The 14,038-nt window shown below is 70.8% G+C and carries 9 protein-coding genes; 4 read left to right on the top strand and 5 right to left on the bottom strand.

Going from position 1 to position 14,038, the window contains the following annotated elements; genetic code table 11:
• Positions 1-2: 2 nt before the first annotated feature.
• Entirely contained in the window at positions 3-1,004 is a 1,002-nt protein-coding gene (locus VF536_RS13510; RefSeq protein ID WP_331615371.1) for a cell division protein FtsZ, read from the top strand.
• A 62-nt stretch (positions 1,005-1,066) separates the two neighbouring features.
• Here VF536_RS13510 and VF536_RS13505 read toward each other — a convergent pair whose 3' ends face one another.
• Positions 1,067-1,762 carry a phosphoribosyltransferase gene (locus VF536_RS13505; protein ID WP_331615370.1) on the bottom strand — a complete coding sequence of 232 codons (696 nt, stop codon included), beginning with the start codon at positions 1,760-1,762 and terminating at the stop codon, positions 1,067-1,069.
• 162 nt (positions 1,763-1,924) lie between these two features.
• On the opposite strand from VF536_RS13505, the gene VF536_RS13500 reads away from it, so the two are divergent.
• Together VF536_RS13500 and ligD are read left to right on the top strand one after the other, a co-directional pair.
• Positions 1,925-2,854, top strand: a complete 930-nt coding sequence (locus VF536_RS13500) for a Ku protein (protein ID WP_331615369.1) — start codon at positions 1,925-1,927, stop codon at positions 2,852-2,854.
• Positions 2,855-2,880: 26 nt separating this feature from the next.
• Positions 2,881-5,502, top strand: a complete 2,622-nt coding sequence (ligD, locus tag VF536_RS13495; protein WP_331615368.1) for a DNA ligase D — start codon at positions 2,881-2,883, stop codon at positions 5,500-5,502.
• 28 nt (positions 5,503-5,530) lie between these two features.
• On the opposite strand, the gene VF536_RS13490 is transcribed toward ligD, so the two are convergent.
• Complete coding sequence (locus VF536_RS13490) at positions 5,531-9,112, bottom strand: ATP-binding protein (protein ID WP_331615367.1); 3,582 nt, start codon at positions 9,110-9,112, stop codon at positions 5,531-5,533.
• A 193-nt stretch (positions 9,113-9,305) separates the two neighbouring features.
• On the opposite strand from VF536_RS13490, the gene VF536_RS13485 reads away from it, so the two are divergent.
• Positions 9,306-10,652, top strand: a complete 1,347-nt coding sequence (locus VF536_RS13485; protein WP_331615366.1) for a hemolysin family protein — start codon at positions 9,306-9,308, stop codon at positions 10,650-10,652.
• On the opposite strand, the gene VF536_RS13480 is transcribed toward VF536_RS13485, so the two are convergent.
• From VF536_RS13480 to VF536_RS13470, 3 genes are all read right to left on the bottom strand, one after another.
• Positions 10,632-11,189: a lytic transglycosylase domain-containing protein gene (locus VF536_RS13480; protein WP_331615365.1), complete on the bottom strand. Its 558-nt coding sequence runs from the start codon at positions 11,187-11,189 to the stop codon at positions 10,632-10,634. The genes VF536_RS13485 and VF536_RS13480 overlap by 21 nt on opposite strands.
• Before the next feature lie 11 nt (positions 11,190-11,200).
• A complete protein-coding gene (locus VF536_RS13475) occupies positions 11,201-12,280 on the bottom strand; it encodes a hypothetical protein (protein ID WP_331615364.1) in 1,080 nt (359 codons plus the stop codon).
• A 33-nt stretch (positions 12,281-12,313) separates the two neighbouring features.
• A partial coding sequence (locus VF536_RS13470; RefSeq protein WP_331615363.1) for a GspE/PulE family protein occupies positions 12,314-14,038 on the bottom strand: 1,725 nt, incomplete at its 5' end.

Raw genomic sequence — 14,038 nt, 5'->3', positions numbered from 1 at the left:
TCGTGCCGGCGGGCGACCGCCAGGAGCCGAGCCTGGGCGCGGGCGGCGCTGGTCATGCTTCCGCGGGGCCGTCGCCGGTGACGCTGGACGGCACGGCCGACGGCGAGGCGGTGGACTCGCGCACGATGGACCTGCGCACGCTCGACGAGACCGTGCCGGCGATGGCGCGGGCGCGCAAGGCGTCGACGCGGATCGACGCGCTGATCGACGCGATCGCGACGATGACGCCGGAGTCGCCGGTCAGCGGCGAGATGGCGCTGTCGCACCTGCCGGGCAGCCGGCGCGCAGGGACCAAGCCCTTCCACATCGAAGGCCTGAACGCCGACAGCGGCGAGTGGGAACTGCCGCACCCGGGCCAGCGCTACGGCGAATTCCAGGCCGGGCTGCAGATGGCCAACCGCAGCGGGGCGCTCAACGAGATCGAGTACTCGGAGTTCGTGCAGAAGATCCAGAGCTTCGCGGACGGCATCGGCGCGATGCCGGAGTTCCCGGACATGCTGGACGTCGTGGGCCGGGCGCGCGAACTCGACCAGTTCGCGGCGGGTCACGATGCGCAGCTGGCGATCGTGCTGAAGGCGCGCGGCGCGGCGTGGACGCTGGGCTTCGTGCAGCAGGGTGCGCTGCGGCACGGCTTCGTGCCCGGATCGATTCCAGGCCGCCTCGTGATGCCGGCGGCCGAGGACGGCGCGCCGCCATTGCTGACGCTGAACTTCGACGCCCAGGCCGCGTTGGCGGAGGATCCGCAGGCCTCGTCGTTGCGGGAGCTGACGCTGTCGCTGGACGTGCTGCAGACGCCGGAGGCGCTGGAGCCGTTCGCGACCTGGCAGGAATCGGCGCGCAACCTGGCGCGCGACTTCGAGGCCGACGTCTGCGACGACCGCAACCAGATCCTGAACCTGCATGCGTTCCAGTCGATCGGGCAGGAGCTGTCAGAGCTCTACAAGTCGCTGGCCGCGCGCGATCTCGCCGCGGGCAGCGCGGTGGCGAGGCGGCTGTTCAGCTGAGGTTCGGGGTTCGGGGCTCGGGATTCGGGATTCGGCCGGCCATGATGCCGTGGTGAGACGCGCTAGACAGAGTGGGCTGACAGCCGCGCCGAGGCGAGCAGATGTCGCACCTCCTCATCCGTCGTCTGCTCGAACCGCTCGTACCACTGCCCGACCGAGCGGAAGCGCTCCGGCGTGCGGGCGCAGATGACCTCGTCCGCATCCTGCGAGATCAGGTGGCAGGTCTCCGGCGACGACACCGGCACCGCCGCGACGATCCTCGCCGGCCGCATCTCGCGCAGCGCCTGAACGGCCGCGCGCATCGACGCGCCGGTCGCCATGCCGTCGTCCACCAGGATCACCTGCCGGCCCTCGACCGGCGGCATCGCCCGGTCGCCGCGATAGAGCTTCTCGCGCCGGTGCAGCTCGCGCACCTCCGCGCGGGTCACGAGCTCGACCGCTGAATAGCTGATCGCCAACTGCTGCAGCACCTGCGTGTTGAGCACCCGCACGTCGCCCGAGGCGATCGCGCCCATCGCGTATTCGGGTTGTCCGGGCAGGCCCAGCTTGCGCACGACGAGGATGTCCAGCGGCGCCTCCAGCGCCTGTGCGACCTCCGCCGCCACCGGCACGCCGCCGCGTGGGAGCGCGAGCACCGTCACGTCCTCGCGATGCGCGTAAGCCTTCAGGCGGATCGCCAACTCCCGGCCCGCATCCCGCCGGTCGACGAATCGCCGCTCCGCCGAGGGCGGATCGGAGAAGGGGCGGACGAGCAGCATGGCATGGGCTTCCGGGGACATGATGGCCTCGCAACGACGACGTTTCTATCCCCAGGACGGAGCAAGCCGGATGCCCGCGCCCGTGTTCCGGTGCGCCGGCGCAGGCCATGGGCGCGTGATTTGCCAGAGGACGGGTTCCACCGATCCGCTGTCGAGGTGCCCATGCCCAGCAGAACTGCCTCCTCGTCTTCCCGCAAGCCCCGCAAGGCGGCTAACGCGGCCTCGACCCGCGGCAACCGCGGCGACCGCGGCGACAGCGATGACGCGCCCGCCGCCCGTCGCGCGATCTGGAAGGGCGCGATCAGCTTCGGCCTGCTGCACGTGCCGGTCGCGCTGTATCCGGCCTCGCGCGACCAGCGCGTCGACTTCGACTGGCTCGACAAGCGCAGCATGGACCCGGTCGGCTACAAGCGCATCAACAAGCGCACCGGCAGGGACATCGACAAGATGCACATCGTCAAGGGCGTGAAGCAGGACAACGGCGACTACGTGCTGGTGTCCGACGACGAGATCCGCAAGGCCTACCCGACCACCACCCAGACCATCGAGATCGAGACCTTCGTCCCCGCAGTCCAGGTGTCCTTCGTCTACCTGGAGAAGCCGTACTACCTGGAGCCGATCGGCAAGTCCGGCAAGGTCTACGCGCTGCTGCGCGAGGCGATGGCCGACGCCGGCCTGATCGCCATCGCGCGTCTGGTGATCCACAGCAAGGAGCACCTGGCCGCGCTGCTGCCGGCGGGACCGGCGCTGATGATCGGCATGCTGCGCTGGGCCAATGAGATCCGGCCCTGCGACGACCTGAACCTGCCGGCCGAAGGCAAGTCGGCGCACGGCTTCAAGGCGGCGGAGCTGCAGATGGCCCGCCAGTTGATCGACGAGATGAGCAGCGACTGGCATCCCGAGGATTACCACGACGAATTCACCGCCGCGATCCGCGACCTGATCGCGCGCAAGGTCAAGGAAGGCGAAACCGAGACCGTCACGCCACTCGAAGCGGCGCCCGAGGGCGAGGGCGAGGGCGGCAAGGTCGTCGACCTCACCGAGCTGCTGCGACGCAGCCTTGGCGGCAAGTCGAAGAAGAAGGCGGCCTGAGCGTCGGGCATCGCCAGGAGTTGCCGATGCCGACCGCACCGCGCCACGATCCGCTGTCGCGCTATCGCCAGAAGCGCGACTTCCGCATGACGCCCGAACCGGACGACACGCGGAGGAAGACATCGGCGAAGCGCTCCGCGCAGGCGCTGTCCTTCGTCATCCAGAAGCACTGGGCCAGCCACCTGCACTACGACTTCCGGCTGGAGCTCGACGGCGTCCTGCTGAGCTGGGCCGTCCCCAAGGGCCCGTCGTACGACACCCGGGAACGCCGCATGGCGATCCATGTCGAGGACCATCCGCTGTCCTACGGCGGCTTCGAGGGCACGATCCCGCCGAAGCAGTACGGCGCGGGCGAAGTGATCGTCTGGGACAACGGCACCTGGACGCCCGAGGGCGATCCGCATGACGGGCTGCGCGACGGCAAGCTGGTGTTTCGCCTGGACGGGCAGAAGCTGGCGGGGTTGTGGCAGTTGATCCGGACCTCGCGAGACGCGTCCAAGCGCGAGCAGTGGCTGCTGATCAAGAAGCACGACGGCCGTGAGCGCCCGCATGCGGATTACGACGTCACCGTCGAGCTGCCGGACAGCGTGATCCAGCATCCGTTGGGGCGGGCCGAGGCAGGAGGCGGCGCTGCGACCGACGGCATCGCGGTGGACGGATCCAACCGCGATCCGGTGCTGGGCGACCCCGACCTCAGTCGCGCGAAGAAGGCGCGCCTGCCTGCGGCACTCACGCCGCAACTCGCCACGCTGGTCAGCGCGACGCCGCCCGGCGACTGGATCGCCGAGGCGAAGTTCGACGGCTACCGGCTGATGGCGCGTGTCGACAAGGGCCAGGTCCGATTGATGACCCGAGGGGGCAACGACTGGACGGCCCGGCTGCCATCGCTGGCGGAGGCGATCGCGGCCCTCGACATCGACAACGGCTGGCTGGACGGCGAGATCGTCGTGTTGAGCGACGACGGCACGCCCGACTTCAGCCTGCTGCAGAACGCCATCGGCCACCCGAAGCGCACGCGCCACGAGGACATCGTCTATTTCCTCTTCGACGTGCCGTTCCTCAACGGCCACGACCTGCGCGAGGTGCCGCTGATCCATCGGCGCGCCGTGCTGCGCGCGCTAATGGAAGGCCATGAGGGGAAAGACCATCAGGGCGACGCCAAGGATGTCGACGAGGGGGAACGTCTGCGCTTCAGCGAGGACTTCGCGGTGCCGCCCGAGGAGATGCTGGCCGCCGCCTGTCAGATGCGGTTGGAAGGTCTGATCCTGAAGCGGCCCGACAGCGCCTACGTGTCCGCGCGCAGCGAGGCGTGGGTGAAGCTGAAGTGCCAGCAGCGGCAGGAGTTCGTCGTCGTCGGATTCACGGACCGGTCGGACGGCGCGAAGGCGCTGGGCAGCCTGCTGCTCGGCTACCACGAGGACGGCGAACTGCGCTACGCCGGGCGCGTCGGCACCGGCTGGTCGCTGAAGCTGGCCGGCGAGATGCACAAGCGCCTGGCCGCCCTCGAGGTCAAGACGCCGCACTTCGATGAGGCCTCCATCGCCCGCAGCCACTGGGCCCGTATCGCCGGGCGTTCCGGCGGCGCTGCGCGTTGGGTGAAACCCGAGCTCGTCGTGGAAGTCGCCTTCGCCGAATGGACGCCGGACGGCCACGTGCGCCATGCCTCGTTCCAGGGCGAGCGCGAAGACAAGGCGCCCAAGGACGTCGGACGGGAATCGGCCACGCCGGCGGAGGAACTCAAGGTGCCGAAGTCCAAATCATCCAAGTCATCCAAGCCATCGAAGTCTTCGACATCATCGACGGCGTCGACATCCTCCGCTTCGGGGCAACTTCGCATCACGCATCCGGAGCGCGTCATCGACCCGTCGACGGGTCATACCAAGATCGAGCTCGTCCGCTACTACGAGAGCGTGATCACGTGGATGCAGCCGCATCTCGCTCGGCGGCCCGTGGCGATCGTGCGCGCGCCCGACGGCATCGACGGGCAGCTGTTCTTCCAGAAGCACGTCGAGGGCGACGACCTCATCGTCCTGCGCGATCCCGCCGAGCTGATGCAGCTGACGCAGATGAACGCGATCGAGTTCCACACCTGGAACGCGCAGGACGACAAGCTCGATCGTGCGGATCGCTTCATCATCGACCTGGACCCGGGCGAGGGGGTCGCCTTCAAGGCGGTTGTGGAGGCCGCCGGCATCACGCGGGCGCTGCTCAAGGAACTCGGCCTTCAATCCTGGCTCAAGACGAGCGGCGGCAAGGGGCTGCATGTCGTCGTCCCGCTGGCGCGCCGTCACGATCACGCGACGACCAAAGCCTTCAGCCAGGCCCTCGTGCAGCATCTGGCCGAGACCTTTCCGAAGAAGTTCTCCGCCAAGAGCGGACCGAAGAACCGCGTCGGGAAGATCTTCCCGGACTACCTCCGCAACGGGGAAGGGCAGACCACCGCCTGCGCCTTCTCCGTGCGCGCGCGGCCCGGGCTGGGCGTCTCGATGCCGATCGACTGGGACGAACTCGGCGATGTGAAGCGCGGCGACCAGTGGACCCTCGCGAATGCGCGCGACCGGCTCAGCTTCCAGAAGGTCGATCCGTGGCGCGACTACTGGAAGAGCCGGCAGACGTTGACGAAGGGCATGAAGCTCCTCGGCCTGTGAGGGCGGCGTCGCGGGGCCCGCTCCCTGTTCAGGCGACCGCCGTCGCCAGCAACGGCAGGCGCAGCTCGAAGCGCGCTCCGCATCCCGATCCCTCGCTGTACACCACGACGCTGCCGCCGTGCATGCCGATGAGTTGCTTCACCAGCGACAGCCCGATGCCCAGCCCGCCCTGCGAGCGGTCCAGCGCGCGGTCGCCCTGCACGAACAGGTCGAACATCGTCGCCTGGAGCGCGGGCGGCACGCCGATGCCGTCGTCGCTGATGCGGATCAGCGCGGTGCCGGGACCGCCCGCCGGCGAGGGCTCCTCGCTCATCGTCAACTCGATCCGGCCCTCCGGATCGGTGTACTTCGCCGCGTTGGTGAGCACGTTGGCCACGCATTGCACCAGCCGGGCCAGATCGCCGTGCACGCGCACCGGTTGGCCGCCCGTCGCCGCCGACATCGCCGACGTCACCGACGTCACCGAGAAGTGGTGGCGGCGCTCCCGCATCAAGGGTTCCGCCGTCTCCACCGCCTGCGCGATCACCTCCGAGAGCAGCACCGGCGCGAGCTGCAGCTCCACCCGGCCCTGCGTGATCCGCGACACGTCCAGCAGGTCGTCCACCAGCCGCGTCAGCGTCGATACCTGCCGGCGGATGATGTCCACCATCTTCCTGGACCGCTCGTCGGGCAGCCCCAGCCGCGACAGCACGTCGCCCGCGCTGCGGATCGGCGCGATCGGGTTGCGCAGCTCGTGCGCCAGCATCGCCAGGAACTGGTCCTTCTGCCGGTCCGCCGCCTCCAGCCGCCGCCTCGCCTTCAGCGGCGCCGAGATCTCGCGGTAGTAGCACACCACGCCCAGCGATCCGTCCGCCAGCGGGATGCGGCTGATCTGCCACTCGTAGGCCTCGATGACGCCGAGGTCGCTGCGTTCCTGGATGAACTCCGGCGTGTGGTACGGGTCTCCGGTCTCCAGCGTGCGCTGGAAGAGGGAGACGATCTGGTCGGACAAGGGGTGGCCCCACTGCCGCTCCACCAGCGCGTCGAAACGCGCGCCGATCAGGTCCGGCGGATCGCCGAAGGTCGCGCGCGCGGTCGGGTTGGCCTCGCGCAGGCGCAGCGTCGCGCCGTCGTGCTCGACCAGGAAGACGCCCATCGGCGCCTCGTTGAGCAGGGTCTCGAACTGCCGGGTCCGGACCCGGAACGCCGCCTCCGACGATTGCCGCAGGCGCCGCAGTTCCAGCAGCGCGCCCAGCCGCGCGAGCAGCTCCCGCGACGAGAAGGGCTTGATCATGTAGTCGTCGGCGCCGGTGTCCAGGCCTTCGATGCGGGCCTCCTCGCCGGCCCGCGCCGACAGCAGCACCACCGGCACGCCGCCGAGTCGCGCATCCGCGCGGATCGCCTTCAGCAGCGACAGGCCGTCCAGCCTCGGCATCATGACGTCGCTGAGCAGCAGGTCCGGTGCTTCGCGCCGCGCGGCCTCCAGCGCCTGCAGGCCGTCCGCCGCGAGCTCCACCGCGTAGTACGGCGAAAGCAGGTCGCGCAGGTAGGCGCGCATGTCCGCGTTGTCGTCCGCGACGATCACCCGGGCACCGAAGGTCGCGGCGAAGCGCTGGTCGGCCGCCGGCCACGCGCCGCTGGGGGCGCGGCCGGGTTCGACGTCGTGCAGGGGCAAGGGCAAGGGCTCCGGCACGGGCAGCCAGCGCAGCGCTTCCTCGACGTAGGCCCGCGCGCCGGTCGTGCTGGCGGCGCGTTCGATCCGCTCGATCCGTTCCTGCGGCAGATGGTCGCGCCCCAGCGGCATCCGCACGCGGAAAAGCGCGCCTTCGCCATGCACGCTGGCCGCCTCGATCCGGCCGCCGTGCAGGTGGACCAGCTCCTGCACCAGCGCCAGCCCGATGCCGGATCCCTCGTGGGTGCGCCCCTCGGCGCCGGCAACGCGGTGGAAGCGCTCGAAGACCTTGGGCAGCTCGTCCGCCGGGATGCCGACGCCGGTGTCGGCGACTTCCAGCACGGCCTGGCGCGGGTCGTCGCCGGACTCGCGCAGGCGCACCGTGACCTGGCCGCGCATCGTGAACTTGAAGGCGTTGGACAGCAGGTTCAGGACGATCTTCTCCCACATCTCGCGGTCGACGTAGGCGTGCCGGCCCAGCGGCGCGCAGTCGACCTCGAACGCCAGGCCGGCGCGCTCCATCGCCGACCGGAAGGTGCTGGCCAGGTCGCGCGTCAGCGCCGCGAGGTCGGTGGCCTCGTAACGCGCCTGCGCGCGGCCGGCCTCGATGCGGGAGAAGTCCAACAACGTGTTCACCAGCCGCTGCAGCCGCGTCGCGTTGCGCATCACCAGCGCCAGCCGGTCCCGCGCGGGAGCGTCGAGGTGGGGCGCGGTCACCAGTTCCTCGAGCGGGCCCAGCATCAGCGTCAGCGGCGTGCGGAACTCATGGCTGATGTTGGAGAAAAACGCCGTCTTCGCCCGGTCCAGCGCGGTGAGCGATTCCGCGCGACGGCGCTCGGCCTCGTAGGCGGTGGCGTCGGCGAGCGCCGCCGACACCTGGCCGGCGACGAGGTTCAGGAAGTCGCGGTAATCCCCGTCCAGCGGGCGGCGCGGGCTGATGCCCAGCACCAGGAAGCCGGCCAGGTCCTTGCCGGCGCCGCGCAAGGGCAGCAGGACGGCGCGTTCCAGCGTCTCCGGCCAGGGCGGCAGCGTCATCGTCGGCGTCATCGTCAGCGACACGCCCAGCGCCGGCATCGAGGGCAGGTCCCGGGCCGTCGGGTCCGTGGCCAGGTCCTGGAGCGGCCAGCCGTGCGCGGGATCGGCGAGGTCGAGCCGTTCGGGGAAGGGTGAGGGGGCGTCGTCGTCCCTCCCCGGCGCCGCCGGGAGGCTGAAGCAGATCCGCCGCGCGACCTGCCCGCCGGGGTCGTTCAGGTAGAGCGCGGCGAAGGGCAGGTCCAGCGGGCAGTCGGACACCACGCCGCAGACCCGTCGCGCGCATTCATCGGTCTGGTCCGCGCCGACGGTGCGTGCCGCCAGGTCGCGCAGCACGCGCAGGCGGCGCTCGCCGACGACCCGGTCCGTGACCTCGGTGACCACGCACAGCATGCCGTGCACGCACAGCCCGTCGTCGTAGACCGGGCTGTAGGAGAAGGTGTGATACGTCTCCTCGGTGAAACCGCTGCGCTCCAGGAACAGCAGCAGGCCTTCGTCCCAGGTCGCCTCGCCGGTCGTCTGCACGTGGCGGATGCGGCTGTAGGCGGCCTCCCAGACCTCGGCCCAGACGCGTTCGGAGCGCGCCCCGAGCGCCCATTCGCGTTTGAGGCCCAGCGTCGGCAGGTAGGCGTCGTTGCAGAAGAAGGTCATCTCCGGCCCCCACGCCATCCACATCGCATAGCGCGAGTCCAGCATCATGCGTACGACCGTCTTCAGCGAGGCCGGCCAGCCGTCCGGCGGACCCAGCGGCGTGCTGCGCCAGTCGAGCGCGCGCATGCGTTCGCCCATCTCGCCGCCGCCGTCCAGGAAGTGGCGGCGGCGCGGGGCGGCGGGAGGCGCCGGAAGCGTCGCGTCGGCGGACGCGCCGACGCGCTCGTCGGGCAGGTCGTGTGGCAGGCCGGCGGAGCCGGCGGGCGAGGCATGCATCGGCAGATATTCCCTGGTCGGAGCCGGAGTCGGTCGAGTCTATGGGGCCGAAGCAAGCCGCGCACCCGCATCAGCCCTGGGGCACCCGATGGCCTCCACAGGCCAGTGCCGGGCTGGCCTGTGGCCTGGATGGGCCACCCGGCCGGCGGAGGGCGCCCGCTACACTGGTTGCCCCCACATTCCGAAAGCCGCCTTGAGTTCCAGCCTGCTGCTCATCCTCCTGCTGATCTGCGCCAGCGCCTTCTTCTCGATGGCGGAACTGTCGCTGGCCGCGTCGCGGCGGCTGAAGCTGCGACAACTGGCGGACGAGGGCGACCACCGCGCCGCGCAGGTGCTGAAGGTCCAGGAGCAGCCCGGCTACTACTTCACCGTCGTGCAGATCGGCGTCAACACGCTGGCGATCCTGGCGGGCGTGGTCGGCGAGGGCGCGCTGACGCCGCATTTCGAGTCGCTGCTGCGGCCGCTGATCGACATCGACACGGCGCAGCGCGCCGCCTTCGCGCTGTCCTTCACCTGCGTCACCATCCTTTTCGTCGTGCTGGCGGACCTGCTGCCCAAGCGCCTGTCGATGAACGAGCCCGAGCGCGTCGCGATGGCGCTGATCCGGCCGATGCTGTTCCTCACGATCGTGCTGCGGCCGATCGCCTGGGCCCTGAACCACGTGGCCGACGGCCTGCTGCGCCTGCTCGGCCGGCCGATGAGCCCGGACAACACGATCACGCACGACGACATCCTGGCCCTGGCCGCGGCGGGGCAGCGCGCCGGGGTCGTCTCGGCCGCCGACCAGCAGGTGATCGAGAACGTCTTCGAGCTCGAGACCCGCACCGTCGAATCCTCGATGACCTCGCGCGAGCGCGTCGTGTACTTCTCGCTCGACGACGACGAGGCGCTGATCCGCACACGGATCGCGGACTCGCCGCATTCGACCTACCTCGTCTGCGCCGGCGAGATCGACCAGGTCGTCGGCTACGTCGACGCGACCGACCTGTTCCAGCGCGTGCTGCGCGGCGAGGTCATCTCGCTGCGCGCCGAGCCGGGGCTGGTCAAGAAGGTGCTGATCGTGCCGGACCGGCTGACGCTGGCCGAGGTGCTGACGCATTTCAGGAACGCGCACGAGGACTTCGCGGTCATCGTCAACGAATATTCGCTGGTCGTCGGCGTCATCACGCTGAACGACGTGATGAGCACGGTGATGGGCTCGCTGGTCTCCACCGCCGAGGAAGAGCAGCAGATCATCCGCCGCGACGACGGCAGTTTCCTGGCCGACGGCATCACCCCCATCCCCGACGTGCAGCGCGCGCTGGGCGTGGACGACTTCCCGCACCACGGCCAGTACGACACGCTGGCCGGCTTCCTGATGGTGATGCTGCGCCGCATCCCCAAGCGCACCGACGTCGTGGAATGGCATGGCTGGCGCTTCGAGGTCGTCGACGTCGACAGCCACCGGGTCGACCAGGTCATGATCGCGCGCGTCGGCGGACCGCCGACGGGGGATGCCCCGGGGCCGGGCGCGGCGGGATCACCGGACCTGGCCGACTGAGTCCGGCGTGCCGGGGCCGGCACGCGGTGCCACCTGCAATTGGGCATGCAGTTCGGCATGCAAGGCGGTGTAGTGCCGCAGCACCTGCCGCGCGTAGGCCAGCCGCTTGACCGGATCACGGGCGTTGTAGGCGCCCAGCGCGTCGGCGTTGCGGCCCATCGATCGGAAATTGCTGCCCAGGATCCACGCCCCGACCAGGATGTTGGCGCAGGGCACGCGCAGGTCGGCTTCCTTGACGCCGTGCCGTGCCAGGACGGGCAGCCAGGAGGAATTGATCTGCATCAGGCCGACGTCGGTCGAGCCGTTGGCGTTGCGGTTGAGTGCCGTCGGATTCAGGCCGGACTCCTGGCGCGCGATGGCTTTCAGCAGCAGCGGCGAGACGCCGTAGCGCTCGCCAGCCAGCAGGAAGCAGCGATCGAAGCGCGAGGCGTTTGTTGGCGCGTTGGTGGAGGCGTTGGTGGGGGCGCCGGCGGGCGCGGCCCACGCCGGCAACGCGGTGGCGAGCAGCCCGGCCACCAGCACCAGTGCCCGGGTCATGACCGCGCGTCTCACAGGCCGCCCATGTCGGCCTGGAGGCTGCTCTGCGCCTCCATGACGGTGGCCAGGAAGCCGCCGAGCAGGAACAGCAGCAGCAGCGCCGCGGCGACCAGCAGCAGGCCGTTCAGCCGCGCGGCGGAGTCCGAGATGCCGAGCTGCAGCCGGTCGATCGACCCGATGCCGATGCGCACGAAGGCGGCGACGGGATCGCGGCGTTCGGCGGCGTCCTGGATGCGTTCCTCCATGACGGGGTTGAGCACGCCGGTGGCGAAGGCGCGCCCGAATTGCGCCGATTCCCGGCCGGACAGCCGCGACAGGATCTGCCGCAGGTGCCACCTCATCCACGGCGCGCTGAAGCGCCCGGCGCGTTCCAGTGAGGCCCGCAGCGACACGCCGGCCCGCATCAACGACGACAGCGAGATCACCAGCATCGCCCCGGAGAAGTCGCGATAGAGGCTGAACGGCGGATGCCGGTCCAGCCAGCGCCGCGCACGGCCCTGCCAGCGCGGCAGGGACCACAGGAACAGGCCGCCTGCGGCCAGCAGCGCGGCGCCCAGGATCAGGCCGTGGTGGCGGATTGCCCATGCGAGCCCGTACAGCGCGCGCCCCAGCGGCGGCCAGCGCTCCGGGGCGATCAGGTCGGCCAGCACCGGGACCGCGTGCAGCGAGAACACCACCAGGATCCCGGTCATCGCGCCCAACAGCAGCAGCGGATAGGCCACCGCCTTGCGCACGGCGCGGAACATGCCGTCGACCTTCTCGACGGTGCCGGACAGGAAGTGCAGGCCCTGGGACAGGCGCTCGTCGCCGCCGCCCTGCAGCGCGTCGATCATGAGCAGCTCGGTCGGCGGCACGACGCCTTGCAGCGCGCGCGCCAGCGAGCCGCCCATGGCCGCCTGCAGCATCCGGCGGTACAGCAGCTGGTCGCCGCGCGAGCGCCGCCGGGCGCGGGCCTCGAGCTTGCGCAGGATCGTGTAGAGCGGGACGCGGTCCTCCAGCGCGCCGGCCAGGTCGTAGTAGAAGTCGCCGCGCCGGCGGCGCAGGCGCCGGATCGCTGCGCGCAGCAGCAGCCAGTCGAGCGGAGGGATCATCGGGGCGGGCCCATGTCGGTGAAGTCGGCAGGTTCAGTCGTCATCGGCGGCGAGCGTCTGCGCCAGCAGCGCCGCGCTGCCGAAGGTCCGCTCGAAGTGATAGGGATCGACGCGCCCGTGGGCGACGTCGTACAGCACATGCCCCCAGGCGTCCTTGCCGTCCATGTCGGCGTCGGTGAACGGTGCCGTGCGGCGACGGCGCCAGTGGCGCCTGGCCTCGGCGTCCCGGCCTTGGCGCAGCAGGTCCAGCAGGCGCAGGTCCGGGACGATCACCTCGGCGCCGACCTTGACGCCGGCCGTGCCGTCGTGAGGGTCATGAGCGTCGCGGGTGCCGTCCGCGGCGCGGTCGCCGGGGGGCATGTCGTCCTCGTAGTGGATGCCGGGCCGTCGGCAGTGCGTGCAACCGTGCGCGCTCGCGCAGTGAATCTTGTCCGGATCGAGGCCGAAACCCCTCCGGAAGGTCTGCAGCGCGTCCGCGCCCATGACGGCGGCGGCGGGTCTCTTGCAGTGCTCGCAATTGATCGGCATCAGCACCTGGTAGACCATGGCGGAGAGGAACTCCGGATCGCACAGGTCCTCGCGGGCCAGGCCCAGCAGCCGCGACGACAGCCGACCGACGATGCCCAGCGCCGAGGTCGCATGCACCGTCGACAGGATCTTGTGCCCGGTCTGGATGGCGGCCTGCGCCATCGACGCCGACAACCCGTCGCGGATCTCGCCGAACAGGCCGACGTCGGGGTCCATCCGCAGGAAGGCCAGCATCGCGCCATGGAAGGGATCGGCGCCGCCGGCCGCGCCCCGCTGGATGGAGAGATGACTGACGCCGGGCGTCTCGTACTCGACCGGATCCTCGATGGTGAAGAGCTTGCGCGAGCCGTCGCGCGCCAGCATGGCCATCATCGCGTTGAGCGTCGTGGTCTTGCCCGATCCGGTCACGCCGGCGACGAACACGCCGCCCCAGGCCGAGGCCAGCGCCTCGCGCAGGCGGGCGGACTGCCAGGGCGTGAAGCCCAGCGGTTCCAGCGCGGCGGCGCGCGCGCGCCGCTCGCCGCGTTCGTGGCTGCCGCTGCGGTCGTCGCTGTCGCGGCGATCGTCGGCGCCCGACGCCCGCAGCAGCCGGATCACCACGTCCATGCCGCCCACCGCGGGATGGCTCTGGTAACGCAGGCTCAGCCGCGATCCGGGCAGTTCCAGCGGGATCATCGCGGCCTGCGGCACCGCGCCGTTGAAGGCGACCTCGGAGCGCGAGCGCTCCTCGGCCAGCATGGTGTAGGCGGCCGACAGTCCGTCGATGGCGATGCGCGCCGGGTGGCGGGCCAGCACCCGCATGCGACCGTCCAGCCGCACCCGGGTCTGCGCCACCGGACCGCGCACTTCGACGTGCAGGTCGCTCGCGCCCGCCAGGCGGCAGCGCTGCACGATGTCGCGGAACCACTCCAGGGGCGAGGAGTCCGCCACCATCGCGTCGATGTCGCGGGCCGATTCCGCCGCGCGGCGCTCGTCGGCGGTGGCATCGGCGGGCAGGGCCAGGGGCGCGTCCGCCGACGGCGCGGTCCGCACGAGCAGCGCGGCGAAGACCTCGGGGGCCGCGGTCAGGTGGCCGGCGTAGGTCAGCCCTGTCGCCTTGCCGGCCTGGACGAGGCGGTACCAGTCGGGCCGATGGACCTCGTCCACCGTCGATACCACGAGGAAGCGTCCACCCGCCAGCGCGAGCGCCGCCAGCCGGTCCTGCTTGTGGCTCGCGACCGGCAGCGATCC

This window comes from Roseateles sp., from assembly GCF_036486225.1.
In the GTDB taxonomy this organism is placed as follows: Bacteria; Pseudomonadota; Gammaproteobacteria; order Burkholderiales; family Burkholderiaceae_C; genus Roseateles.
Note: the sequence above shows the minus strand (reverse complement) of the source record. Positions and strands in the feature narration are given on the sequence as shown.

Excerpts from the sequence above, each read along its gene's own strand:
- VF536_RS13505 (WP_331615370.1), bottom strand. The coding sequence starts at position 1,762 with ATGCTGCTCGTCCGCCCCTTCTCCGATCCGCCCTCGGCGGAGCGGCGA.
- ligD (WP_331615368.1), top strand. The coding sequence starts at position 2,881 with ATGCCGACCGCACCGCGCCACGATCCGCTGTCGCGCTATCGCCAGAAG.
- VF536_RS13500 (WP_331615369.1), top strand. The coding sequence starts at position 1,925 with ATGCCCAGCAGAACTGCCTCCTCGTCTTCCCGCAAGCCCCGCAAGGCG.
- VF536_RS13480 (WP_331615365.1), bottom strand. The coding sequence starts at position 11,189 with ATGACCCGGGCACTGGTGCTGGTGGCCGGGCTGCTCGCCACCGCGTTG.
- VF536_RS13490 (WP_331615367.1), bottom strand. The coding sequence starts at position 9,112 with ATGCATGCCTCGCCCGCCGGCTCCGCCGGCCTGCCACACGACCTGCCC.
- VF536_RS13475 (WP_331615364.1), bottom strand. The coding sequence starts at position 12,280 with ATGATCCCTCCGCTCGACTGGCTGCTGCTGCGCGCAGCGATCCGGCGC.